21 protein-coding genes and 2 pseudogenes are annotated in these 24,781 nt (G+C 34.1%); 16 read left to right on the top strand and 7 right to left on the bottom strand.

Going from position 1 to position 24,781, the window contains the following annotated elements; genetic code table 11:
* From OPR37_RS02245 to OPR37_RS02190, 12 genes and pseudogenes are all read left to right on the top strand, one after another.
* Positions 1 to 1,185 (top strand): hypothetical protein, encoded by a 1,185-nt coding sequence (locus OPR37_RS02245; RefSeq protein ID WP_265016883.1) that lies wholly within the window; start codon positions 1 to 3, stop codon positions 1,183 to 1,185.
* A gap of 4 nt (positions 1,186 to 1,189) precedes the next feature.
* Positions 1,190 to 1,384 (top strand): hypothetical protein, encoded by a 195-nt coding sequence (locus tag OPR37_RS02240; protein ID WP_265016882.1) that lies wholly within the window; start codon positions 1,190 to 1,192, stop codon positions 1,382 to 1,384.
* Positions 1,381 to 2,757 carry a hypothetical protein gene (locus tag OPR37_RS02235; RefSeq protein ID WP_265016881.1) on the top strand — a complete coding sequence of 459 codons (1,377 nt, stop codon included), beginning with the start codon at positions 1,381 to 1,383 and terminating at the stop codon, positions 2,755 to 2,757. Before OPR37_RS02240 ends, OPR37_RS02235 begins: the two co-directional genes overlap by 4 nt.
* Before the next feature lie 316 nt (positions 2,758 to 3,073).
* Positions 3,074 to 4,258 (top strand): annotated as a pseudogene (locus OPR37_RS02230) (phage tail sheath subtilisin-like domain-containing protein).
* A gap of 11 nt (positions 4,259 to 4,269) precedes the next feature.
* Positions 4,270 to 4,776, top strand: a complete 507-nt coding sequence (locus OPR37_RS02225; RefSeq protein WP_264707795.1) for a phage major tail tube protein — start codon at positions 4,270 to 4,272, stop codon at positions 4,774 to 4,776.
* A gap of 36 nt (positions 4,777 to 4,812) precedes the next feature.
* Positions 4,813 to 5,067 carry a phage tail assembly protein gene (locus tag OPR37_RS02220; protein WP_264374861.1) on the top strand — a complete coding sequence of 85 codons (255 nt, stop codon included), beginning with the start codon at positions 4,813 to 4,815 and terminating at the stop codon, positions 5,065 to 5,067.
* A 115-nt stretch (positions 5,068 to 5,182) separates the two neighbouring features.
* Positions 5,183 to 7,444 carry a phage tail tape measure protein gene (locus OPR37_RS02215; protein ID WP_265016880.1) on the top strand — a complete coding sequence of 754 codons (2,262 nt, stop codon included), beginning with the start codon at positions 5,183 to 5,185 and terminating at the stop codon, positions 7,442 to 7,444.
* Complete coding sequence (locus OPR37_RS02210) at positions 7,444 to 7,800, top strand: phage tail protein (RefSeq protein ID WP_265016879.1); 357 nt, start codon at positions 7,444 to 7,446, stop codon at positions 7,798 to 7,800. The genes OPR37_RS02215 and OPR37_RS02210 overlap by 1 nt, the downstream gene beginning before the upstream one ends.
* Positions 7,797 to 8,006: a tail protein X gene (locus OPR37_RS02205; protein ID WP_265016878.1), complete on the top strand. Its 210-nt coding sequence runs from the start codon at positions 7,797 to 7,799 to the stop codon at positions 8,004 to 8,006. Before OPR37_RS02210 ends, OPR37_RS02205 begins: the two co-directional genes overlap by 4 nt.
* On the top strand, positions 8,007 to 8,942 hold the full coding sequence (locus OPR37_RS02200; RefSeq protein ID WP_265016877.1) for a contractile injection system protein, VgrG/Pvc8 family: 936 nt from the start codon (positions 8,007 to 8,009) through the stop codon (positions 8,940 to 8,942). It begins immediately after the preceding gene.
* 55 nt (positions 8,943 to 8,997) lie between these two features.
* Positions 8,998 to 9,522: an ankyrin repeat domain-containing protein gene (locus OPR37_RS02195; RefSeq protein WP_265016914.1), complete on the top strand. Its 525-nt coding sequence runs from the start codon at positions 8,998 to 9,000 to the stop codon at positions 9,520 to 9,522.
* 48 nt (positions 9,523 to 9,570) lie between these two features.
* Positions 9,571 to 9,789 (top strand): hypothetical protein, encoded by a 219-nt coding sequence (locus tag OPR37_RS02190; protein WP_265016876.1) that lies wholly within the window; start codon positions 9,571 to 9,573, stop codon positions 9,787 to 9,789.
* Here OPR37_RS02190 and OPR37_RS02185 read toward each other — a convergent pair.
* Positions 9,780 to 10,286: pseudogene (locus tag OPR37_RS02185) on the bottom strand (phospholipase D family nuclease); the annotation flags it as partial. The gene OPR37_RS02190 and the pseudogene OPR37_RS02185 sit on opposite strands and share 10 nt — an antisense overlap.
* Between OPR37_RS02185 and OPR37_RS02180 the strand changes: the two are divergent.
* Positions 10,285 to 11,199, top strand: a complete 915-nt coding sequence (locus OPR37_RS02180) for a patatin-like phospholipase family protein (RefSeq protein WP_265016875.1) — start codon at positions 10,285 to 10,287, stop codon at positions 11,197 to 11,199. The pseudogene OPR37_RS02185 and the gene OPR37_RS02180 overlap by 2 nt on opposite strands.
* Positions 11,200 to 11,619: 420 nt before the next feature.
* Here the strand turns inward: OPR37_RS02180 and OPR37_RS02175 are convergent, their stop codons facing one another.
* The 6 genes from OPR37_RS02175 to wmk (OPR37_RS02150) all read right to left on the bottom strand — a co-directional run bounded on the left by OPR37_RS02175 (position 11,620) and on the right by wmk (OPR37_RS02150) (position 17,928).
* Positions 11,620 to 12,519 carry a DMT family transporter gene (locus tag OPR37_RS02175; protein WP_143688889.1) on the bottom strand — a complete coding sequence of 300 codons (900 nt, stop codon included), beginning with the start codon at positions 12,517 to 12,519 and terminating at the stop codon, positions 11,620 to 11,622.
* A 447-nt stretch (positions 12,520 to 12,966) separates the two neighbouring features.
* Positions 12,967 to 13,860, bottom strand: a complete 894-nt coding sequence (gene wmk, locus OPR37_RS02170; RefSeq protein ID WP_262986400.1) for a WO male-killing family protein Wmk — start codon at positions 13,858 to 13,860, stop codon at positions 12,967 to 12,969.
* A gap of 49 nt (positions 13,861 to 13,909) precedes the next feature.
* Positions 13,910 to 14,836 (bottom strand): WO male-killing family protein Wmk, encoded by a 927-nt coding sequence (gene wmk / locus OPR37_RS02165; protein ID WP_264376254.1) that lies wholly within the window; start codon positions 14,834 to 14,836, stop codon positions 13,910 to 13,912.
* A gap of 78 nt (positions 14,837 to 14,914) precedes the next feature.
* Positions 14,915 to 16,090, bottom strand: coding sequence for a hypothetical protein (locus OPR37_RS02160; protein WP_264376255.1), 1,176 nt, complete (start codon positions 16,088 to 16,090; stop codon positions 14,915 to 14,917).
* Positions 16,091 to 16,189: 99 nt separating this feature from the next.
* Positions 16,190 to 16,852: a JAB domain-containing protein gene (locus OPR37_RS02155; protein WP_264376256.1), complete on the bottom strand. Its 663-nt coding sequence runs from the start codon at positions 16,850 to 16,852 to the stop codon at positions 16,190 to 16,192.
* 164 nt (positions 16,853 to 17,016) lie between these two features.
* On the bottom strand, positions 17,017 to 17,928 hold the full coding sequence (gene wmk / locus OPR37_RS02150) for a WO male-killing family protein Wmk (protein ID WP_264376942.1): 912 nt from the start codon (positions 17,926 to 17,928) through the stop codon (positions 17,017 to 17,019).
* An 89-nt stretch (positions 17,929 to 18,017) separates the two neighbouring features.
* Between wmk (OPR37_RS02150) and OPR37_RS02145 the strand changes: the two genes are divergently transcribed.
* From OPR37_RS02145 to OPR37_RS02135, 3 genes are all read left to right on the top strand, one after another.
* Positions 18,018 to 18,950: an Rpn family recombination-promoting nuclease/putative transposase gene (locus OPR37_RS02145; protein ID WP_265016874.1), complete on the top strand. Its 933-nt coding sequence runs from the start codon at positions 18,018 to 18,020 to the stop codon at positions 18,948 to 18,950.
* A gap of 115 nt (positions 18,951 to 19,065) precedes the next feature.
* Positions 19,066 to 20,541: a hypothetical protein gene (locus OPR37_RS02140; RefSeq protein ID WP_019236549.1), complete on the top strand. Its 1,476-nt coding sequence runs from the start codon at positions 19,066 to 19,068 to the stop codon at positions 20,539 to 20,541.
* Positions 20,542 to 20,594: 53 nt separating this feature from the next.
* On the top strand, positions 20,595 to 24,119 hold the full coding sequence (locus tag OPR37_RS02135; RefSeq protein WP_320157417.1) for a C48 family peptidase: 3,525 nt from the start codon (positions 20,595 to 20,597) through the stop codon (positions 24,117 to 24,119).
* Positions 24,120 to 24,781 lie beyond the last annotated feature (662 nt).

The raw sequence follows: 24,781 nt of genomic DNA, 5'->3' as shown, positions 1-24,781 counted from the left end.
ATGTTAACAGCCAACAACCAGGGAAAATTAAAGGGAAAGATAAAAATCCCAGCAAATATTCCAGCAGGTACTAAATTAGTACAGTTTTATGGGGATAAAGGAAGCTATGGAGAGGCAACTTATACTGGTAAAAAAACAATTACCATAGAAGAAAGAAGAAGAGTTATTGCAGCAAGAAGAATTGATCCTTTAGCCCAGACATTTACACTAAATGAAAGCAGACACATAGGAGGTGTAGAGCTATGGTTCACAAATAGCGGCAAAAAACGTGTTGTTGTGCAGATTAGAGAAACAGCAGTGGGAATGCCCTCGCAGACTGTCATTGCTGAAAGTTATATTGAGCCAAAAGATATAAAGATAGATGGCACAGCAACATGTATAGAATGGCCACCAGTGTTTTGCCATGCAGGAGAGGAGTATGCAATAGTACTGCTTACTGATGATCCTGGTACTGCAGTAAAGATAGCAGAACTTGGCAAATATGATGCAGTAAATAGCCGTTGGGTAACAAGTCAGCCATATCAAGTAGGAGTATTACTGTCATCAAGCAATGCAAGCACCTGGACTCCACATCAAAATTTAGATTTAACGTTTCGACTACTAGCTGCAAAATTTAGCGAAAATTCTCACGTTATTGATCTTGGCAAAGTCACTAGCCGCAATACTTCAGATTTAATTGTTTTGACGAACGTCGAAAAAGTAGCATTTGATACCAATGTGGAATTTATCTTAACAGATGAAGAGGGAAAAGAGAACTTTTTGTCTGATAATTTGCCACTTGCACTGCGTGAAAGACTATCTGGAGAGCTAACAGTAAAGGCAAGCCTAAAAGGAGGGCGAGAAAAAAGTCCAGTGCTATATCCTGGGTTACAGCTAGTTATGGGTAATATAGGGGAAAAAGGAGATTATGTTACAAGAAGTATTACAGCAGGAACTAACACTAAGATAACAATTACCTATGATGCGCTAATACCTGGCACTGCAGATGTTAAAGCATATGTACAAAAAAACGTGGATTGGCAATTAGTAAATTTAACATCAGGAAAACCAATTGGAGAAAATTGGGTGGAGAGAACTCATGTACTGACAAACTTTAATGGCAATGAGACAAGGATAAAATTAGTTTTAAGTGGAACGGTTGTCTATCGTCCTAAAGTCAAAAATCTACGAATCATTGTTACATAGAAGAATGTCAGATGATAAAACAAGTAGAGGGTATTCACTACCTCATCCAGAAAATATTGCTGTGCAAGATGTTGTTCGTATCCGTACCACAATTAAGAAAATAGATGAAGATATCGCTAAAAGAGAGAATGAGCACAATAAGCTTAAAAAAGCATTTGAACGACTGAATTTTGAGACTTTTTTGAATTTTTGGGAATGAAAGAAGCAATATACCAAAGGATAAAGGATTTAGCAGTAAGTAGCACAGCTGATCAACTGGCATATCTTGCAAAATCGCTGGAATTGATAGCAGATAAAAAAGCTATTTCCAACGTTGTGCAGATGACTGAAGTAAAAGGAATAATTGATGCACTACAAAAAAGACTTAAGGATTTAGCAGAAAACAGTACTCCAGATCAATTAGCATATCTTGCTAAAGCATTGGAATCAATAGTCGACAAAAGTGCAGTTTCTGAAATTGTACAGATGACTGATGGTAAGCTAAAAGAACTTCTTGATAGTGCAAAAAAACACTTAACTGATCTGGATAATAAAAAAGCTAGTTCTTTAGCAGTGATCTCTGAATCAGAGAAGCAGTTATTAAAGAGAATTGATGAAAAAGGAACAACAAATTTATCGCTACTTGATACGAGAAAGAATGCCAATATTGCAGCAATAAACAGTGTTGGCAATGATCGTAAAGATGGTCTTAAAGGTTTAGTGAATAACTTCCGTACTGTTAATGATGTACCAAGTGGCTCATCAATCATGAAAGAAGTAAGAAATCGTCACATGATTGAACCTGGAGCATTACCTTTTTTATTTGGTGTACTAAATAGAAAAAATAATTACTTTGGTCACGGAACTTTTACAACTGAGCTTGGTCAGTGGAGTAGTGATATAACAAAAACAGACTATATGTTACAACTACTAGCAGGTACTCACACATATGATACAAGCTATGTTAGTTTTTATCGGCCAAGACAATTGTGCTTTTTAGAGGGAAGCAAAGGTACATTTATCTATGGAGAATCATACCCAAGATTCATGTATGATGGATTTTCTGAGCAATTTAATATGCTGAAATACCCTTATGCTGCATTGGGAGTAATATTCGTAAAAAACACAAGCAATGTAGATATAAGTAAAACTATAAACTTTGTTGGATCTGCAATGTGGTATAAAGATGAAGTTAATTATGGAGGAGCAGGATTATTTATAGGTACACCTGATAAAACTAATACAAGGAAGTCAGAGATTTCGAGAATTACTTGGACACGTATTTACCAGCATGAAATTAGCAGTTCTGAATTTATTGGATCAGGTAACATAGTCATTCCAGCAGGAAAAACTGTTACAGTGTTACTTTATACGTCATCTAATCTTCATTCAGAAGGTGAAAGAGTTGGTGAGACACCTGAGTTCTTTGCAAGTGAGCATGCGTATAGCACAATCTATGGTCAATTTATACAGTGGGGAATTTATAACATACGTAGCAATTTTCTCACCACAGGACTTGAGGTGGACGTAGAGAGAACACTAAGAGCTTGGCAATGTCCAGGGTTAGATGCAACATATAAACTTTGGCATTAAAAAAATATATAAGTTGAAACCAAAATACTTGTATCTTTCACTACGTAAGATATAGAGCTTAAAAACAAGCCATAGGCACCAAAGAATTTTTATTGGTAAAAAAAGTTACTATTTAACAAAAGAGTATTAAACGAAGTGAAAAGAATATTCAAGAAGACTTATTACAAAATGCGTAGTTTTCTATATTTTCTAGTTTTTGTCTTTATTTTAATAAATATACTAAATCTTAAAAAGTAGTAATCAAAAGAAAATCAAAGAGTTTTCTTAACAATTTTAAAAAGCAAGTGAAGAATTCTTTAGAAAGTTTATAATAGCTATGACAGAACAATTTTTACATGGGGTAAATGTTATTGAGGTTACCTCAGGGACAAGATCAGTGCGTACAGCTAAATCATCAGTGATAGGTGTAATTGGTACTGCACCTGAAGCCGATGAGCAAAAATTTCCGCTAAATAAACCAGTGTTAATTGCAGGAAGCTTAAAAGAAGCGGTAAAACTTGGCAAAAAGGGGACTCTTTTTTCAGCAGTAAATGGAGTATTTTCCCAAATTGGTGCAACAGTAGTAGTTATTCGAGTTAAAGAAAGTGAAAACAGCGATTCAAAGCTCAAAGAAAGTGAAACTATCCAAAATATAATTGGCGGTGTTGATAAAGAGACTGGAGAGTATCAAGGGATAGAGGCATTCCTCAGTAGTGAAAGCATAGTTCATGTTGCTCCAAGAATATTAATTGCACCTCAATTTACTCACTAACTACCAGAAGATGGCAAAAATCCAGTGGTTGCAGCATTAATTCCTATAGCAGAAAAGCTGAGAAGCATAATAGTAGCAGATGGACCAAATACTAATGATGAAGAAGCAATAAAATGGCGAAAGAGCATCGGCAGCTCAAGAGTTTACGTGGTTGACCCTTGGGTTAAGTTATTTATTGAAGGAAAAGAAGAAATCTTGCCAGCAAGCCCATTTGTAGCTGGTTTAATAGCTAAAATAGATAGCGAACAAGGATTCTGGCATTCACCTTCAAATAAAGAAATAAACGGTATTGTTGGAACAAGCAGGCCTATTGATTTTACGCTCGGTAATACAAATTGCAGAGCAAACCACTTAAATGAAAATGAAGTAACAACGATAATTCATCAAAATGGCTACAGGCTTTGGGGAAATAGAACATGTTCAAACGATTCGAAATGGGCTTTTTTGTCAGTGAGAAGAACGGCTGATTTAATCAATGATAGTTTACTTCGAGCTCATTTATGGGCAGTTGATCGAAATATTACCAAAACTTATATAGATGATGTGATTGAGGGGGTGAATTCCTATCTGGCAAGTTTAAAAGCACAAGGGGCGATTATTAGCGGAAAATGTTATGCAACTCCAGAACTCAACACACCGGCAAACATTGCAAGCGGGAAAGTATATTTTGACTTTGAGTTTACACCACCATATCCGGCTGAGCAAATAACATTCAAATCTCATCTCATAAATAATAGTGTAATAAGTTAGGAGAAAGCAAAGTGTTACCGAAAATACTGAGAAATTTTAACGTATTCGTTGATGGTCGTGGTTATGCAGGAAAAATAGATGAAATAACCTTGCCAAAACTTACCATAAAAACAGAGGAATACAGAGCTGGTGGTATGGATATTCCAATAAATATTGATATGGGCATGGAGAAGCTTGAAGCAGATTTCACTTTTTCTGAATACGATACAGAACTCTTTCGGCTATTTGGCTTGATAAATGGAAACTCGGTTTCTTTAACGCTTCGTGGAGGAATGCAAGGAAGTGGTAGCAATGATATTGAAGGAGTAATTATCAACCTCAGAGGAATATTCAAAGAATTTGATTTTGGTAACTGGAAACCTGCTGAAAAAGCAACGCTGAAGTGTACTGTAGCTGCTCATTACTATAAACTTACCATAGGTGGTAATGAACTGATAGAGATCGATGCTGAAAATATGATTAGAAAGATAAATGGTGTTGATCAGATGGCCTTGCTACAAACGGTTTTAGGAATATGAAAACTTATTTGAAATTTTATTTTTTTAGAGGAAAATATGAAAACAATTACACTTAGTGAATCAATAACAGTTGATAGTATCTCTGTCTCAGAGTTATCGATGCGTGAACCTAAAGTAAGAGATTTACTTGCTATAGAACGCATAGAAGGGGAAGCTTTGAAAGAAGTAGCTTTAATTGCTAATCTAGCATCTGTCCCAAAAGAAGCAGTTGAAGATTTATGTATTAAAGATTATGTAGAAATACAAAAGGTGCTAAAAGATTTTTTGTCGCCGCTGGAACAGAGAACTTAAAGTATAATGTACTACTACTCAGTTCTATTTCAGCTAGTGGAATTGAGCAGATTACTAATATGGATGTAAATGAATTTTTATCCTGGATAGAAATAAGTAAAGGAGTAGCAAAAAAATGTCAATGCTTTCAATAAAGATCGGTGCAACATTAGATGGCAGTTTTAATAGTGCAATGAAAGGTAGTGCAGCAAAGCTTTCTAAGTTGGGTGATAGTATAAAGCAGCTTGATTCGTCAATGAAATCTGTTTCCAAATTTAAGCAACTAAATCATGATGCCCTTGAAGCTATGAAGAATTGGAAGGAAGCGGAGAAGAAAGCAAAAGAATCAGCTGCAGCAATTGCTAAAGAAAAGAAGGAAAAAAAAGAACCAAGCAAAGCACTGAAAAATGAATTTGAAAAATTGAAAGCATCGGCATCAAGGGCAAAAGAGTCTTATATCAAAAAGAGAGATGCACTTCACACATTAAATGAAGAAATAAGGAAAAGTGGAAAGGATATTAAATCTTTAGTGAGGGATCAAACTAAACTTGGTTCATCTGTTGAAGTACTCAAAGGAAAATACAGTAAATTAGGATCTATAATACAAAAACAGCAAAATGCTTTGGCAAAAAAAGCGCATTATAGATCACAAGTAATGGAGACTATAGGACTAGGACTTTCACTTGCAACGCCAATTAAAGTTGCTATTGACTTTGAAAGTGCTATGGCTGATGTTAAGAAGGTAGTAAACTTTACTCAGAACACAAATGAGGCCGAAGAATTTGCTCAAAAATTAAAGAAGTTATCTCGTGAAATACCGCTATCAGCTGCAGAGTTAGCACAAATAGCTGCAAGTGGTGGTCAGCTTGGTATCGACAAAGATAAGCTACTTGAATTTACCACAACAGTAGCTAAAATGGCCACAGCATTTGACATGTCTGCTGAACAAGCTGGTGATTCTATTGCCAAACTCGCTAACATTTATGGAATCGCAGTAGAGAAGATGGAAGAAGTTGGTGATGTTATAAATTACCTATCAGATAATACTGCAGCTAAGGCGAACGATATGATTGAAGCACTCGCTAGAGTGGGTGGTAATGCAAAACAATTTGGTTTAGATATTAATCAGACAAGTAGTTTAGTAAATGCCTTCGTTAGTTTAGGTAAACAACCTGAAAAAGCAGCAACTGCTGTCAATGCTCTGCTTTCTAAACTTCAAACTGCTGAAGGGCAAGGAAAAGAGTTCAAAGCAGCATTGGAATCGATAGGTATCACTGCAGAGGAAATGTCACAAAAGGTTGCTGAAAACGGGCAAAACGCTCTACTTCATTTTTTTGAAATTTTAGAAAAAGTAGGACAGGAACGTTCACAAATCCTTCTCAATCTCTTTGGTCAAGAATATCAAGATGATATTGCATTGATAGTTGGGAGTTTGGAAGAATATAAAAAAGCAATAGATTTTGTGGCTGATAAAGAAAAGTATAATAAATCTATGCAAAAGGAATTTAATAACCGTGCAAGTACTACAGCAAATAATTTGCAGCTACTTAAAAATACAATAGCAGAGCTAGGAATGAACTTAGGGTCAGTTATGCTACCTCCTTTAAATTGGATAAGTAAGATTTTGAGGTCAATATCTACAGGTATAGCTTGGTTCGCAGAGAAGTGTCCAATTTTAACTACAGGAGTTATGAGCATAATTTCAGCTCTTATTATTGGCAAGATTGCAGTGGTAGGTTTTGGTTATGCATTTGCATTGGCTGGAGGTGGAATACTAACTTTTAAGGCTATTTTGCAGGGAACACTTTTGCCAGTATTAACTTCGTTATCAGCGCGAGTAATTCCAGCAGTAATCATGGGACTGAAAGCTTTAACGCTAACCAATCCTATAGGAGCTGCTATTGCTGGACTATCAGTTGGTGCAGCGCTTGTAATTGCTAATTGGCAAAAGGTAAAGGACTTTTTTTCAAGTCTCTGGAAATCAATTACAAAATCTATAGAAAATTGGATTGGTATAGGAAAATTTTTTAATGATAGTCTAATAAAAGCATTAGAGAAACCAGTAGAAGCAAAAATAGGCAGTGCAACTAGTGAAAATAATGTTTTTAGTAAAGGAAATCCTTTATTGAATAATAATGCTTTTAGTAGAATTTCGAATAGTAGAACGAATATTGAAAGTGTGATTACAGAAAAAAGTTCTGTAGCAGATAATTCAGAGAAAGTTTTAAAAGACTGTGAAAAGTGTGAACAAAAAATTTTCAATCAAACTTTTACATTTAATATAAGTATAAAAGCAGAACCTAACCAAGATGTACGTAGTCTTGCTGATGCAGTGATAAAAAGAATAAGAGAAAAATCTCGTGATGTTTTATTTGATTCAATAGAGCCAATTTACTAATGCTATCACTTGGTCAACATAAGCTTTCTCCAACAAGTGTAAGGTATAGTAAAGAAAATCGTTGGAGTACTATTGAGTCTATTGGTAAAATACCTTCATTACAAAATATTGGCCAAGGTATAGAAAATATAGACTTAGAAGGAATAATTTATTTCCATAATCTTAATGATTTAAATCGATTAAAAAGTATGAAAGAAGCTGAGAAAAATCAGGAACCAAGTATCTTAGTAGACAATTTAGGGAATGTTTTAGGAAGATTTGTTATTGTGCGGTTAGAAGAAAAGCAAACGTCGTATTTTCCCTGTGGATTGCCAAAAAAGGTTGAATTTAGCTTAAGTTTAAGGCGTTATGCATGACAGTATATTATGTAGTCCGAGAAAATGAAATGTTAGATTACATATGTTTTAAACACTATGGATATAGCTCTGGAGCAGTAGAAATAGTATTGGAGGAAAACCCTGGACTTGCGGAGTATGGAAGTTTTTTGTCTGCAGGATTAAAAATTAAGTTACCTACAATACAAAAGCAATTGGAAAAATCTAAAGTAAAGGTATGGGAATAAATGAAACCTGAATTTAGCATTGAAGGAATAAAAGATCATGTAATATCGGTGCATCTTACTGATGAATCTGGTACTATAGATGATGTCGCAGAGGTGTGTGTTGATTATGGTGATGAAAATGTAGAAGTTCCAAATGAATTGAACATATCACTAGGTTATAAGGAAACTGGAGTCTTTCCGATGGGTGTCTATACAGTCAACGAAGTTACTATACAAGGCCCACCTAAGACCCTACTAATCAAAGCTCATGCAACAAATCTGAGAATATCTTTGAAGGCAAAAGTATCAAGAGAATGGCACAAAATTACCATAGAAAACTTAGTAAAAGAAATAGCCCAAAAACATGGATATGGATACAAAGTCGCTGAGGAATTTAAGAATGTATTAATACCCCACATTAATCAGGTAGATGAAAGTGATATAAGTCTGTTAACAAAGATCGCAACAGAGCGTGAAGCAATGGCAAAATTAGCTGGTGGGTATATATTATTTATTTCAAAAAACATGGCAAAATCAGCAACAGGAAAAGCTTTAGGAACGACGACTATTAGACCTCAAGACACGATAAATTGGAAAGTGCATTTTACCGTACGCGATAAATACAATTCAGTAGTAGCAAAATGGCATAGCTATGAAAAAGGTGAAACTATTAAAGAAATTGTTGGTAGCGGCGAGCCAAGTTATATTATGCTAGAAATCTATCCAAACGCAGAGTCAGCGCTGAGTGCAGCAAATGCCAAGTTGAAACAATTGAAGCGTAACAATGAAACTTTAGATATAACTATGCCTGGTAATCCTCAGATTTTTGCAGAAGCTAAACTTAATCTTACAGGCTTTAACCAAGAAGTAGATGGTGAATGGATAGTTAACAGAGCGGAGCATACTTTAAATACCTCAGGTTACCTTACTGTGTTGTCAGCATCTTTGAGTAAGTAATGTTAATAAAAAATGAGTAATAATCTGTTTAATATGAAGAAACTGTATGTCAAGTATGAATAAACTGAAGTGTAATGAAAAAGATAAATTACATTTTGTGTGGTTTATACTGTTAATAGTATGCGTTGTTATTACTTATTGCTACCAAAAATCCAAAGCTACAGATAATTACAAAAGAGTGTTACAGATCGCGTCTGAAAATTGTAATCTAGATGTAGTAAAGTTTTCAGTAAAGAACCTATTGAGCATTAACACACAAATTCCTAGATTAACGGCGCTACATTGTGCAGCAGAAGGAAAATGTCTAGAATTAGTAAAATTTCTAGTGAATGAAGGAGTTGATATAAATGATACAGGTAGATATAAAGGATGGACAGTATTACATTCTGCCGCATACGGAGGCAATTTAGAGATAGTTAAGTTCTTATTAGAAAGAGGTGCTAATCCTAATATTAGAGATACAGATGGAAAAAACCCTCGGGATGTAGCTGTAATAGAATCAAGGCACAACAAAGATAAACCTTACAGAGAAATTATTAAGCTACTTGCAAATGCAGAGGAACAGCATAAATCAAAATAGTAGTTACTAAAGTAGCTATCCACAATAAACTCACATTTTTAAATCATTATGCAAAATCAAAAAATCCCAATTACAGTAATTATCACGTTATTAATCCAAACCGTAGCATTCATATGGTGGTTATCCAAGTTAGACTCAAGGGTACAATTTCACGATAAACTTATTGAATATGGTTTAATGGAAAAAGTGTTAGTACTTGAGGAAAGGGTAAAAAATCTTTCTGAGGAATTAGATGAATTCAAAGATAACTTAAAGTCTGGTGTATAATGCTTAGACTGCGATTGGCGATTTTTCCAATTTTTGACGTATTGTTCAACTAGTGGAGAATCTCCTGTTATGATCAGTAGGTTTTCAGCATTTCTTTGCTGAGCGGCATCTGAAAAGTTAAATGATCCGGTTATGATTTTTTGCTCATCAATAATAATTACCTTGCTATGAGCAATAGCGGGTTTAAAGTCAATCCATATCGGGATTTTGTGCTCAAATAATTCGTTAATTACACTATGTTTTGAACTAGTTTGTGATTCGTCGAAAATAACCTTAACATCAACACCCCGTTTCTTAGCTTCGATTAGCGACTTTGCAATAGGTTTAGAAGTAAATGAATATGCCTGAACCAACACAGAACTTTTAGCATGATCCACGGAATCAATTATTAGGTTGGTGCAATTTTCTCTAGGAGTAAAACATACAGTAGTACTAGGACAAGAAACACAACCTGATAAAAGAGAACAAATTAATAAAATTATTAAATATCTAAACATGATTAAATATATCCTTTCAGTTGATGGCGGAGGCATAAGGGGCATAATACCAGCCATCATTCTAGCAGAAATAGAAAAAAGAACAAGAAAGAGAGTAGCTGAAATCTTTGATCTTATGGCAGGAACCTCAACTGGTGGAATTGTTATAGCAGGATTATGTAAAAAAGATAAACCTCAATATTCTACTAATGATTTAGTCGAGTTCTATCGGGAATATGGACCATATATTTTTAAGTCTTCATTTTTTAGGCGATCAATACTATCTTGGTTTAACTGCGCACAATATCCACATAAAAATATTGAATTTGTACTGGATAAATATTTTGGTGATGATACTTTACAAAGCACCTTAAATAAGGTACTGATTGCAAGTTACGATATTCACAATAATTGCCCATTTTTCTTCAAAAGCTGGAAAGAAGGTAATATTAAGCTGAAAGATGCACTCAGAGCTGCAACGGCTGCACCTACTTATTTCATACCAAAACATCTAAAAATTGACCAGATAAACAGAGTATTAGTGGATGGCGGGGTGTTTGCCAATAATCCAGCGGCTTGTGCATATGCAAGTGGTAAGAGGTTATTTCCAAATGATGATATTCTACTGTTATCGATAGGTACTGGCAGAACAGATAGAAGCATAGAGTATGCCAATTCAAAGAGATTTGGAAAAATAGGCTGGATAAAACCTTTGTTAAATGTGATGTTTGCCTCTGGACTGGACTGCGTAAATTATCAGATGAATCAAGTAATAGGCAATAGATACGTAAGAATACAATCGCAATTGAAGCTAGCGTCGGCTGACATGGATAACATTACATCAAAAAATATCAAATTTCTTCAACAGGAGGCAAAGGCAATGATAGAGGACAATCAGAAAGTGATAGAAAAATTCTGTGATATTTTATCTTGATACGTAGAAATGCCAAAAAAGTTCTGTAACAAGGGATATCTCTTCTCCAAAAAAATGTTTTAAAAAGCTAAGCCAAAAACACTACTTAGAAAAAATGATTTACTGATATTTGCCATACTCGTTAAGTTAAGAAGTGGCATAAAAAAAAGAGAAACGGTAAAAATTATTTTAGATATTAAATGATAAAATTAGTAATTTATAGACTATTTAAAAAAAATTATCTCATTTCAGATCAAAACTTCTCAAAAAAATAAATAAGATACCTACTTAAAATGGTTGCTATATTGGGTTTATTCTTTTAACTTAACCCGTATGCTTTTTTGGACATTTCTGAAATATTCAAAAATTTCAAATTCAAGTTTATATGATAGCGATAGTTCAAAACTTTAAACGGATAATTAAAATTACCTTCTTATATCTTTATTTGTTACTACCCAAAAGTATTACACTATTTTTCTTAATTGCCTTACCTTCCGAATAAGCTATAAATAAGGTTGATGGTATTAATATCAAAGTACCATATAAAGCACTTTTATCAGGTAATTCATTAAATATAACGTATGCTACTATTGCAGAAATTATTAGCTCTATGTATCTATACGGTGCAAGTGCAGTAGCATCAGTAAGAGCAAAAGCTTTTAACATGAAGAACAGAATTAGGTTTGAACTTATTCCTAAAATCAGCAGTAATATTAATTCTGACAAGGAAGGCATATGCCAATAAAATAACAAAGATGGAGTGGAAAAAACTGTTGTTGTTAGAGCTGAGTAAAATAATATACTTATTATTGACTCCTTCATTACAAGCTTCTTATTAAGTACATCCAGTGTAGCGAAGATTAATGCGGATACAATAAAAATAAGAATTTTAGGATTAAAATCCTCACTATAAGCTTTAGTAGTAATAGCAATACCAATAAAACCAATGACAGCTACTACCCATCTTTGCCAAATTATATTTTCTTCCAGCAAAGGAATTGCAAGAAGCATAACAAATAATGGTATTGAGAAACCTATAATTGTTGCAGTTACTATTGGGCAAATAGTCAACCCGTAGGTCCATAAGGTCATTCCACAAAACAACAATGCACCTCTAGTTATTTGAATAGATATTCGACTTGTTTTACAAACTCCTATTCCATAGTAAAATATAAAAGGTATAAGAGTAATAGTGCTAAATAAAAAACGGAAAAAGATTATCTCAAAACTTTGAAGGTGTAAACCGAGACACTTTGATATAGTATCATTAACTACACTACTAAGTAAACTGAGTATAAACCAGGTAACTCCAAGCAAATAAGCTCTTAGTCTGTGATCCATAAAACTCCAAATTTAATATTTTATGAGATAACTTTACTGTACAAAAGATCAATAATAGAAAAGGTTTCTTCTATCTACTGTTTAACCATATTCATAAATATTTAGTAGAAATAATTTGAGAAGTGTTATATAAAATGCAGCTTTATTGCATAATTTTAATAAACAGAAATGCTAACTAATTTTTTTGTAATATATGATAATACTTGCGAATACTATCACATTATCAGGAAAAGTAATAGGGAGTACTGACGGCTGTGCCAACTAGCTCCTCTGCTAGCATTAGCAATATGTGTTTTCAGCATCAATTTTAAAAGCATTAAATTTGAAGTTTATCAAACAACACGAATTAGCAGCAAAACTTTATGAAAATGCTTCAGTTGAGTCAGCTAAACAAGGATTTAGAATGGTTAATATATTGACTATTTTTACTTGTATCTTAAACACAATTCAATTTTCACACTCATCGGCAGTTAGGCCACTTGCTCGCAAAATAACATCAGTAGAAACACCCGCCTTCACTAGATTTTTCGCAACCTTGATCTTTTCTGTTTTTTTAACTTTCTCTTTGCTATTCTTCATATCCCTAGATAAAAATTTCTTCACTAATTCTTGCTCTTCAGTTTTTCTTAGTAAATTAAGTAGTTCACTATCTTCATTTGTTTTAGGCAGCAGAACTTTAATATTCACTGATAATCCTTCTGCTATTTGATATAATTTGTCAAATGATATGGCAGTGTATCCTATTTCATACTCGTGTATTTCCTTGAGTGTTAAACCAACTTTGTTTGCTAAATCTTTCTGAGTATACCTTTTTATCAATCTCCATTCTCTTATTCTTTGCCCTATTCTGTAGTATATAGAATCAGTGCAGACTTCTTTCTCTGTATTATCATACTCGTAAATAGATAAGCCGGTTGCTTGGGAAATTATGTCAACTGAAACCCCTTCTTTCACTAGATTTTTTGCTATTTCCAACCTTGCCTCTTCTTGATTAATTTTTTCGCTAATATGAACAAACCTGACTAATGAAGGTACTATTTTGCCTAACTTTTGATTCTCGTATATTTTCGTTAGATAGAGTATTTCCTCGTCTTCATAGCTGTCTTCCCTTACTATTACTGGTTCAGGTAATAAATCTACAACGTCAACTGATAATACTCTTGCTATTATATATAGTACTTCAATTGGAATAGGAATATACCCATCTTCATAGCTGTTTACTTCTTGGTATGTTAAACCTATTTGACTTACTAATCCTATTTGAGTATGCCCTCGCATTAACCTACAATTTTCTATTCTTTGCCCTATTCCGTAACTAACATTGCTTGCAGAAACAAACATTTATCCTCCATTTAAGAAAAAAACTTTATTGCTATAATTTTTTTACGAGCTATCCATCTAAAACCATATCAATAGATAAACCTACCGCTTGCAAAATAGTATCAATAGAAATTCCCCCTTTTACTAGATCCTTTGCAACTTTAATCCTTTCTATCTCTCTCACTTTCTCCTCACAAATACGTATCCCTTCAAACAAAGATTTTATTAGTGCATGACGTAGTTCTTGGCTCTCAATTTCTTTGTATTCTTTAATCAAATTCGGTAGCTCATTTTCCACTTTACTACCTTCATCTTCCTCTGTTAGTAGATCTGTAATACTAATCGATAATGTTTCTGCTATCTCATATAATTTTCCCAGTGGAGTAGCTACGCGTCCTTGTTCATAGTTGCTTATTTCGTCACGTGTTGTACTCATTTTCTCCGCTAAATCCTTTTGAGTATACTCTCTCACTAGTCTCCATTCCTTTATCTTTTTGCCTATTTGGTAGTAGATAGAACCAACTTTTTCTTCAACACATTCATCAGCAGACAGACCAATTGTTTTTGCAACAATATCAACAGAAACTCCTGCTTTAACCAGACTCTTTGCAATTTTTATTTTTTCCGATTTTCTACTACTTTTCTCACTAACTTGGACAAATTTGGTTAGCAAACAAAACATCTTACGTAACTCCTGATCGTTAATCTTTTTATATTCTCTTACTAGATTTAATATTTCTCCTTCCTCATTTTTAAAGCCGATTTTCTCCTTTGATGCAGGAATGAGATCGGTAATACTTACTGACAATGCATCTGCTATAGCGTACAGCCTTTCGATTGAAATTCTACGGTTCCCTTTTTCATATTGCAGTATTACCCAGTACTTTACACCAATTTTCTCTGCTAAATCTTTCTGAGTGTACCCTCGCTCTAACCTCCAATTTTTTACTTTTTGCCCTACCTCACAGTCTAGACTTTTTTCCACGCAAAAAACCATATATATAATATTTTCTACTATAGCTCAGATATAACGGTAGAAAAAACCTCTGGAACCTTAAAGTTTGCTGTAGACGCATTAAAGTTCCCTAAAGGTTTCTTTACTACCTCCACATACCCTATTTACCCATGAAGACAATACTTCATCATTGCTAATCTCTTTTATAGCATACTTTTCACTCCATATGCCACATCTAGTGAAACTACCTTTTTCTACTGCTTCTTTAACCGTTATTCCAGCAAAAAGACAATTTTTTCCTATTTCTTCGCCTCTTTTTTCTAACTCAGCCCACATTTCCTTATTTGCTATTCTCACTTGCACCTGATTTGCATCTTGGTACAATATGATATTTAGCTTGCCAGCGCTTGTAGGAAATTCTAATACAATAGAGCTTCCATCTGACATATCGGTATAGTTTCTTATACCTCCCTTCTCACTTTTAACCTCAACTGCATTATTACCAATTTTTAAAATATTACTTCCTAACTCTCTCAGTATTTTTGCTACCTCTACCTTGCTATTATCAGAAAATTCTATATACGATGTTGTATTGTCTATCTCGATATCTATTAATTCTCCTTCTTGAACAGCACTTTCGCCAGCCTTCTCTAGTTCTTCTAGCTGCCTATCTATCTGTGGCTGAACTTCTGGTTGTAGCTCATTATAGATTTCACCTATCAATTTATTCTCCAATAAAGTATCATGAAACTCTGCACCGTTTAGCATTAATTTACGTATTAGCTTTTTACGATCAGCCTTATCAAATTTATGAAAATGTGTGCCCAATATTACATACTCAGCAAAGCTCCATTCCCCATCATTACATGCATTTAGCCTTCCTCCAGATGCTAATACTTGGTCTATGGCTTTATGCAATTCATTTACGCTTTTTGCCTCTACTACAGAACTCTTAAACCAGCTTAACTTTTCACTTTCGCTTGCATTTGGCTTTATTTTTTTCAAAGCTGAAGTAAATGGATTTAAATATTCTGCTTGATCGTTTAAAGGTTTTGTACCATATATATAATCAAGCCCTTTTCCATAGTTGATTTGAACGTCTCTATTAGAGGAGGGCACTTCTCCAGGTTTTTTAGCCTTATTAATTTTGCTTACAAAAGTAGGCTGCTGGCTAGTACGACCAATTCCTACAATAGCATTTAACATCTCACCTTTTGATAATTTATCAAGATCAATGTTTAATTCGTAAGTACCTCCCTTTTTATCATTAAAAGGTACAATTATCTTATTACCCATATTAGCCTCCGCTATTAAATATACTTTTTAAGTGTATAGTTGTTATACACTCTACTACTCATTATAAATTATAGTGAGTAGATTTACAAATACTTTCTACTATAACAATCCGTTTTCTCGAAAGCTGAAATAGCCTCCACTTGTGATGATAATATGGTCAAACAATTTTATGCTTACAGTACTACATGCTGCTGCTAAGCTCTTTGTTACTGCTTGATCTTCTTCTGAAGGTTCTAAACTTCCCCCAGGATGGTTGTGTGACATTATTACTAATGTTGCATTCTTTATTAATGCTTTTCTTATAATTTCCTTTATGTATACTGGTGCTTTTTCCATTTCACCAATATAGGATTCTTCTCCGATTAGTTGGCGCCTTTTATTCAAGTACAGTATTTTTACACATTCCCTCTCTGCATGACCTATACTTACGTTCAAGTATTCTACTAGCCCTTGTAAGTCCATGATTGGTTCTCCCTTGAGCTTTTCTCTCAGTACCCTTTCTAGTGTTTCCTTAACGCACATAATCATTGCTACTGCAGAATCAGTTACTCCTTCTATGACTTTCAGGTCATCCATTTCTCGACCTAAAATCCTTCCTACTCCTGCATAAGTATTCACCAGATTTTTAGCAATTTCTTGAGCTTGTGGCCTTTCATGTACTGCACTTAAAAATGTTTCCATTATTTCACGATCAAGTAGTGCTTTGCCTTTGCTTTCTAATATTCTGAATTCGATTTCTTCTTTATTCTTATTATTATTCATATAATTTACCCTTCACTAACAACAAACTTTTTTTTAATATTTACTGCTTTATCAGCATTGGCATAGAGCCATAGCTTCCGAGTGAAGTCAAATCAATTTTTCAATCTTTTTTACTTATTTTTTCATCAAAAAGTAAAGATATTAATAGATACTGATTTTTTATTTTAAATTTGTTGAATTTCGTCTAAAGAGATGCCTACTGTTTTTAAAATAATATTGATAGAAATTCCTTCCTTAACTAAATCCTTTGCAATTTTCATCTTTTCTGCTCTTTTCACTTTCTCTTCGCAAATTTGTATGCTTTCAAACAGAGATTTCATTAGTGCATGACGTAGTTCTTGGCTTTCAATTTTTTTGTATTCTTCAATTAAATTAGGTACCACTTTATCATCTGCATCCTCTGTTAGTTCAAGTAGGTCCATGATATTAATCGATAACGCCTTTGCTATCTCATATAATCTTCCCAGTGGAACAGCAGTTCTTCCTTGTTCATAGTTGCTTATTTCATCACGTGTTGTACTCATTTTCTTTGCTAAATCCTTCTGAGTATATTCCCGCACTAGTCTCCATTCTTTTATCTTCTTTCCTATTTTGCAGTATATAGAACCTATTTTTTCTTCAACACATTCATCAGCAGAGAGGCCAATTGCTTGTGAAACAATATCAACAGAAATCCCTGCTTTAACCAGGCCCTTTGCAATTTTTACTTTCTCTGCTTTTTTACTACTTTTCTCACCAACTCGGGTAAATTTTGTTAGCAAGTAAAACACCTTGCGCAACTCTTGATCATTAATCGTTTTATATTTTCTTACTAGATTTAATATTTCCTCTCCCTTATCTTCAAAACAGATTTTTTCATTTGATACAGGAATAAGATCCGTAATATTAATTGATAACACCTTTGCTATAGCGCACAACTTTTCAATCGAAATTTTTCGTGTTCCTTTTTCATATTGTAGTACTATTTGATATGTTACGCCGATTTTTCCCGCTAAATCTTTTTGAGTATAGCCTCGCTTTAACCTCCAGCTCCTTACTTTTTGCGCTATTTTGTACCTTATCGAGATATTTGTCATAGATATTATACAAGTTAACATAAATCAAAATTGTTGAACATTTCTTCAAAATTGTGTATAATTATTAATGTTTTCTAGGTTAACCCGTCATGGCTCTTTCGAAGTTTCTCGATCCAAAAAATGATATATCGTTCAAGCGCATCTTTGGCACTGAAAAAAACAAGGACATTCTTATTCACTTCCTTAATGATATCCTTGGCTTCACTGGCAAAAGTACAATAAAGGATATAGAGTTCTTAAGTACTATTCAAGACCCTGATATTGCTTCTAAAAAACAAAGCATTGTTGATGTTCTTTGTAGGGATGAAAATGGGCTGCAAGTCATAGTCGAAATGCAGGTCGCTAAAACTAAGGGCTTTGAAAAACGTGCCCAATATTACGCAGCTAAAGCTTACTCAAGACAAGCTAGTAAGGGTGATCAATATCATGACCTTAAGGAAATTATCTTTATTGCTATAGCAGATTGTATTTTATTTCCTGATAAGTCTGAGTACAAATCAAAGCATACTATTCGTGATGAAGATACTAATGAACATGATCTAAAAGATTTTTACTTTATATTTATTGAGTTACCTAAATTTACAAAAACCAAGGAAGATCAGCTTTCAAGTATAGTCGAGAAATGGATCTACTTCTTTAGATATGCAGACGAAACTAGTGAAGAAGAGCTAGAGAGAATAATAGGAAGTGATCTAATAATTAAAAGAGCTTATGAAGAACTAAATAGATTCAACTGGTCAGAAAAAGAATTTATTGCCTATGAACAAGAGATCAAACGTATTCGTGATGAACAGGCTGTCCTTGCTCAAAAGCTCGATGATGCTAAACATGAAGGCATCCAAATTGGAGAAGAGAAGGGCAAGAAAGAAGGCATCCAAATCGGCCATGAAAAAGGCAGAAAAGCAGAGAAAATTGAGGTTGCAAAGAATCTACTTAAAGCAGGAGTTTCTATTGACATTATAACTCAAACTACTGGTCTTTCTGTTGATTATATTGAGAAAATTCAAGAAAAGAAGTTTTAGCCATAACGTTTTTTTATTAAACCCTCTATTCTGGTAATTTTAATATTGCAATCCATTCTAATTTCTGTATAATGCCTTTTTTACATGACACTGTTAATACTTAATAGGGGGGATAATGCCAACACAGAAAGAGCTTCGGGCTACGATGTCCAAAAAATTACAGGAAGCTATTAAACATCCAGATCCAGCAGTTGTTGCCGGGAGGAAGTCAGCTATCAAGAGATGGGTGGGAGTCCTTCAAGATAACTTTATGGAGCACATAAAATACTTTAAGGGTGATAAGTTGAAGTTTTTGCACAATGTATTTCAAGATGAAGGTTGCTGGTCAGGTGTAAGGTTGGATAATGCTGCTTTAGGTCAAAGGTTTACTGAAGAAAAAATAGGTGGAATAGATAATCCACTTCGCAAATATGAGATGGCTTGTAGTTACTGTGTAGTGGATAAAATTCATCCTCTCTTTCAAAAAAGATTTGAATCTTATAGGAACAAGTTTCCTCCTGGTGCATTTGATGGTAAAACTGAAACTGAATTTGGCAAATACGTACGAAACTCGTTACTAGATAGCATAAAGAGGAAAGGTCCTGTATTTGATTTCTGGATCGATAGAGAATCTGGGGAATTAAAGAAGTATGATGCAGTAGAAGGTTTTGACAGTGCTGTAAAACTTAAGTGGAGTGAAGGGGTAGAGTATTTTTATAATCATTTAAAAGAAGAAGATAAGGAAAAGAAGCTCACAGAAGCTATTCTTGCTCTTTCTCGCGTTCAATCTGTTGAGAAAGACGCCCCTATTTTAGATTTTTGTGTAAATAAGATAGTCGATAAAGATACTCTTTTACAGAAATTATCACAGAAAGATAAAGGAGTATATTCCCTTTTTGCTGAATTAATAGAGTCATGTTTTTTTGATACGGTTCATGATTTGGTACAGTGCTGGTGTTATAAAGAAGTTTCAGCAAGAGGAGACTGTTCGGACAAAATATTCTCACAGCGAGACTATGAGCTTTTTCTTTCCTCTCTTTCAGATGTGATGTTGAAAAATCCTGAATCAAATGTTCAAGCTAGATCTCTTATTATGGAATTTTGGGAATGTGGTAGCTTGTATCAATACAGAAAAGCTGCTGTTAATACTTCTAATTATACAGTTCCTACAAGTGGTGTATTTGCAGAGTTAATAGTCAATTGGAGACGAGAAGACATTTATAAGACTGATGAAGAAAAAGAAATAGAGAAAAAAGAAATATTAGATATGATGTCATTTGCCAAAGATTGCTTTCCTGAAAAGTTTGAGCTCTTTAAAAAACTAATAATAAGAGACCTTAGATTATGCGGTAGGGAAGGTAAAAGAGTAAATGTAGATTACGGTCTGTTTGCAGAAGAATTATTCTCTGAGTTAGAGAAAACAATTTTACCACCTGGTCCTGTAGGTGATGGTCCTTGCAGTAATTTGCGATCACGATCTAAAGCTCATGGTAGTAAGAAAACAACTTTGCCAGTTGATGATAGTCCGCAGTCTGAGCTTGGAACTCCTAGTGTAAGTGGTGTTTCTTCTTATAAGAAAAAAAGCGTCTTTACGCTTAGTGGTAATAAGTAATCCACTTATGAACTCTTGGTGTTTCTGGTCGTAGTAAATAAGGGGTATTTTGTATGAGTAATGGTGATGGACTTATTAGGAGTTTGGTGGATGGAGATCTTGAAGGATTCAGACAAGGATTTGAATCTTTTTTAGATCAATGTCCATCTTTCTTGTATCATGTAAGTGCAGGTCGTTTCCTTCCTGTATTCTTTTTTAGTATGTTTTCTACTGCACATGATGCTAATATCTTAAATGCAAATGAGAGAGTCTATTTTCGTTTTGATAACCATGGTGTTAATCCACGTAATGGTGAAAATCGAAATACGGCAAACCTAAAAGTTGCTGTTTATCGTGACGGACAGCAAGTTGTCAGATGCTACAGTATTTCTGATCGTCCTAATAGTGATGGGTTGAGGTTCAGTACAAGGGAGAGAAATGCTCTAGTACAAGAGATTAGACGGCAAAATCCAAATTTAAGGGAAGAAGACCTAAATTTTGAGCAATACAAAGTATGCATGCACGGAAAGGGCAAGAGTCAGGGAGAGGCAATTGCAACGGTATTCGAGGTAATTCGTGAAAAAGATCGTCAAGGTAGGGAGAAATTTGCCAAATATTCAGCATCTGAAATCAATCTTATTAGACGGCTCTTAGGAGATCACAGACTAACAATTAAGGAAATAGAAGGAAGACAACTCAATCAAAATCAGCGTAGACAACTTGGTAGGTTGGTCAATTTTGCGCAAGTAGCACAGGGTCAACAAGGAATTGATAATTTTATGGAAATGCTAGCGAGTGATAGAAGACAAGATGTAAGAGATAGAATACGCAGAGAAATTTTGCCATACATAACTGACATCTATAATAATTACAGACAAGTACTGGAAAATAATATTGAAAATCGCAATCAAAGATTTGAGGGTCACGGGTTTTTATTAGGTTTCTTAGCAAATTTTAGTCATCGCTACACAATAGGCATCGATCTTGATTTATCTCCTAGAAACACACATGTTGCATTTCTTGTACGTCATCAAGCAGAAAGAGAAAATATTCCTATTGTTATTAATCTTGCTATATTTGACACACCGTCAGATGTTACATTAAACTGTGCCATAGGCTACGCTGGAAGGTTACACACTTCTTCATTTATACCTATCCATACTGAATCAAGAAATACTGTCTGTGTTGGATTAAATTTTAATTTAGATCTAGATCCTTTTAGTGTTGATACAGTAGAACTTCAACAGGATAGATTTCCTTTAGTACAAAGATTATTTGAGTGTTTGGAGAATGAAGGCATTAGAGAAAATGTTAGAGATTTCTTGCTTCACCATCTTCCTGCTGAAATACCAAGAAATGCAGAGAATTATAATAGAATATTTGATTGCATAACTGGCTTTGCTTTTGGAAGTAGTGCTTTTGATAGGCACCCTTTAGAACTAGAAGAGGAAGACGAAGCACCTATAACAAAGTACATATTTAGACATGGTGATGAGGGTTTAAGATGTTTAACTATGGTCTTTCATGCTGAAGGTTCTGATATAGTTATACTTCATATTAGAGCTCACGATGCGCAACAACAAGGAGCCATCAATTTACAGACTCTTAATGTTAATGGAAATGATGTTCATGTGTGGGAAGTTTCATGCACACTTAATAATCAACTTGAACTAGATATTGATCTACCAAATGACCTTGGTTTATATCACGATTACCAAAATAATAATGCAAATAATTTTCTTGCTGGTGATCTTGTACAAGTGCCCAATACTGAAAATGTACATAATACTTTAAATCAAGTTGTGAATGATGGCTGGAAAAATATAGCTCAGCATAGAGGATTATTTCAAGAGATCTCTGGAGCATTGATGCCGCTTGTGGATACAATAAATGTTAATAGTGAGGATAAGTTCCGTTCTATACTACATGGTACATTTTATGCTAGTGATAATCCTTATAAAGTGCTTGCTATGTATAAAGTTGGTCAAACATATAGTTTAAAAAGGGGGCAGGAAGAAGAAGGAGAAAGGGTAATACTCACAAGAATTACAGAACAGAGATTAGATCTTTTATTATTAAGACAACCTAGAGAGAATGACCTAGATACTCACCCAATTGGATATGTGTTAAGACTTGCTAATAATGCAGAAGAAGTAGGACAACAGCAAAATGATGCGAGACAAGAAATCGGAAGACTTAAGAAACAACACAGAGGATTTATACCTATTACTTCTGGAAATGAGGTGGTTTTGTTTCCTATTGTGTTTAATAGAGATGCACGCGAAGCAGGTAATCTTATACTTTTCCCAGAAGGGATAGGAAGAGAAGAGTATGTACACAAGCTTGATCGTCATGTTCGCGGTTCAAGACCAGGAGGATTAGTGGGACCTGAAAGTGTTATTGATGAGAATCCACCAGAAGGTCTATTATCAGATCAGACTCGTGAAAACTTTAGGCGTTTTTACGAAGAAAAAGCACCAGGACAAAATTCGATTTTTTTGCTTGATATAGGCGACAATCTACATGTTCCGTTTAGTTACTTGCAAGGTACTAGAGCACAGGTAATAGAAACATTAAAGTCAAGAATAAGGGGAGGTGGTACTCCTACAGCACAAGGAATATTACAACAAATAAATGCTATCCTTCGTAGAAACAACGCTCGTGAGATAGAAGATGTGCATGATCTACTTGCACTAGACTTTGCAACAGATAATCAAAATTATCGTTATTGGCTACAAACTCATGACATGTTTTTCGCTGCACAACAATATACTTTCTATGATGATCGATCTAATCCAACTAATAATCGTCATGATTTTACAATAACTTCAGTAGGAGTCGATGGAAATCAAAATGATCCAACAGGTAGGGGCTTATTAAGTAGTCACATAGCTAACTTTAAACAAAAAGTAGATTCGGGTGAAAAAGATAGATTAATTGCTATTATTAATGTAGGTAATCGTCATTGGGTTACATTAGTTATTGTACACCAAAATGGAAATTATTATGGGTATTATGCTGATTCACTTGGTCCAGATAGTGGTATTGACAATAATATTCGAGGAGCTTTAAGAGAATGTGATATTAACGATGATAATGTCCATAATGTTTCCGTTCATCAGCAAACAGATGGCCATAATTGTGGCATATGGGTATACGAAAATGCTAGGGATATTAACCAAGCTATTGATCAAGCTTTACAGGGAAATAATAACTTTGGAGAGAAAGGTGAGGGTATTATAGGTTATATACGTGGTCTTCTTAGTGTAGGCATTGGAAATGACACTAGACAATCTCAAAGAAATGAACAATACTTTAAAAATCGGAGAAGAAATATTTCACAATTATTCCAAAATGATCCTCTATCTTCTCCTAGGGGTAGACTGATTCAAGATCATCCAGGAATTCAACATGAAATTGATCCATTACTATTACAATTTTTAGGACTCCAATACCCACAGCGTGGAGGTGGAGGAGCATTACAATTAGGCGGAGAAAGAGTGATATCAATTGATTTTGGTAACCCGCAGTCTGCATTAGATAAAATTGATGGAGTGAGTAGAGTTTATAACCATAGCAATAGTAGAGGTAGTAGGTAGAAGTTAATAGGTGGATGAAGTTTTCTTTACTCTATATTTACGCATTGGTTGTAATCGGTCTTCTAGGTTGTTTCTGCATATTTTATCTTACTATTACCCACAAATATAAATGTTTGTTGCGTAGCTCTTAATGGCATAACTTTTGCTTGAAATAACTGTTTATATGGTGCAATTTACAGCTTTTAGTTGCTAAAATTATAACTCTTAGTTTAATAATTTTAATCCAATAAGCTTTCAGGTTAATAAAATTAAATTATTTGAGTAAATACAATACTATGTTTTTATTTGTGGGTAATAGTAAGATATTTTATGGTGGTGTTTATTAACAATAATATAGAAGACTATTATTAAGACTCTTGTCCGTAAAGCACCTTCATTTGCTCCTCTCATGAGAGTGATATTTCCTTCAAATCAGCTAGTTTTAGATGCTGAGGTTGTGTGCCGTTTAAAATGGCTTCCTTAATTTTGGGTATCAAATAATTTAAACGTAAGACCCATTGTAAAAGATAAGATTTAATTTGAAAGAAAAATTGATGTGGTTAAAACTTGACCTTGCGCAGTATAGGAATATTTTTTATAAAAAGAACAATATCGATTTGAAATGTAAAATTATCATAAATTTTTCTTTTTATTCTCAAATGAATTACTATTAATTCAGTAAA

The organism is Wolbachia endosymbiont (group B) of Lycaena phlaeas, assembly GCF_947251875.1.
GTDB lineage: Bacteria > Pseudomonadota > Alphaproteobacteria > Rickettsiales > Anaplasmataceae > Wolbachia.
This window is presented reverse-complemented; position numbering and strand designations above follow the sequence as displayed.

Excerpts from the sequence above, each read along its gene's own strand:
- OPR37_RS02210 (WP_265016879.1), top strand. The coding sequence starts at position 7,444 with ATGCTATCACTTGGTCAACATAAGCTTTCTCCAACAAGTGTAAGGTAT.
- OPR37_RS02215 (WP_265016880.1), top strand. The coding sequence starts at position 5,183 with ATGTCAATGCTTTCAATAAAGATCGGTGCAACATTAGATGGCAGTTTT.
- OPR37_RS02155 (WP_264376256.1), bottom strand. The coding sequence starts at position 16,852 with ATGAATAATAATAAGAATAAAGAAGAAATCGAATTCAGAATATTAGAA.
- wmk (WP_262986400.1), bottom strand. The coding sequence starts at position 13,860 with ATGTTTGTTTCTGCAAGCAATGTTAGTTACGGAATAGGGCAAAGAATA.
- wmk (WP_264376254.1), bottom strand. The coding sequence starts at position 14,836 with ATGGTTTTTTGCGTGGAAAAAAGTCTAGACTGTGAGGTAGGGCAAAAA.
- OPR37_RS02135 (WP_320157417.1), top strand. The coding sequence starts at position 20,595 with ATGAGTAATGGTGATGGACTTATTAGGAGTTTGGTGGATGGAGATCTT.
- OPR37_RS02140 (WP_019236549.1), top strand. The coding sequence starts at position 19,066 with ATGCCAACACAGAAAGAGCTTCGGGCTACGATGTCCAAAAAATTACAG.
- OPR37_RS02235 (WP_265016881.1), top strand. The coding sequence starts at position 1,381 with ATGAAAGAAGCAATATACCAAAGGATAAAGGATTTAGCAGTAAGTAGC.
- OPR37_RS02220 (WP_264374861.1), top strand. The coding sequence starts at position 4,813 with ATGAAAACAATTACACTTAGTGAATCAATAACAGTTGATAGTATCTCT.
- OPR37_RS02145 (WP_265016874.1), top strand. The coding sequence starts at position 18,018 with ATGGCTCTTTCGAAGTTTCTCGATCCAAAAAATGATATATCGTTCAAG.
- OPR37_RS02175 (WP_143688889.1), bottom strand. The coding sequence starts at position 12,519 with ATGGATCACAGACTAAGAGCTTATTTGCTTGGAGTTACCTGGTTTATA.
- OPR37_RS02190 (WP_265016876.1), top strand. The coding sequence starts at position 9,571 with ATGCAAAATCAAAAAATCCCAATTACAGTAATTATCACGTTATTAATC.
- OPR37_RS02160 (WP_264376255.1), bottom strand. The coding sequence starts at position 16,090 with ATGGGTAATAAGATAATTGTACCTTTTAATGATAAAAAGGGAGGTACT.
- OPR37_RS02205 (WP_265016878.1), top strand. The coding sequence starts at position 7,797 with ATGACAGTATATTATGTAGTCCGAGAAAATGAAATGTTAGATTACATA.
- wmk (WP_264376942.1), bottom strand. The coding sequence starts at position 17,928 with ATGACAAATATCTCGATAAGGTACAAAATAGCGCAAAAAGTAAGGAGC.
- OPR37_RS02180 (WP_265016875.1), top strand. The coding sequence starts at position 10,285 with ATGATTAAATATATCCTTTCAGTTGATGGCGGAGGCATAAGGGGCATA.
- OPR37_RS02195 (WP_265016914.1), top strand. The coding sequence starts at position 8,998 with ATGAATAAACTGAAGTGTAATGAAAAAGATAAATTACATTTTGTGTGG.
- OPR37_RS02200 (WP_265016877.1), top strand. The coding sequence starts at position 8,007 with ATGAAACCTGAATTTAGCATTGAAGGAATAAAAGATCATGTAATATCG.
- OPR37_RS02245 (WP_265016883.1), top strand. The coding sequence starts at position 1 with ATGTTAACAGCCAACAACCAGGGAAAATTAAAGGGAAAGATAAAAATC.
- OPR37_RS02240 (WP_265016882.1), top strand. The coding sequence starts at position 1,190 with ATGTCAGATGATAAAACAAGTAGAGGGTATTCACTACCTCATCCAGAA.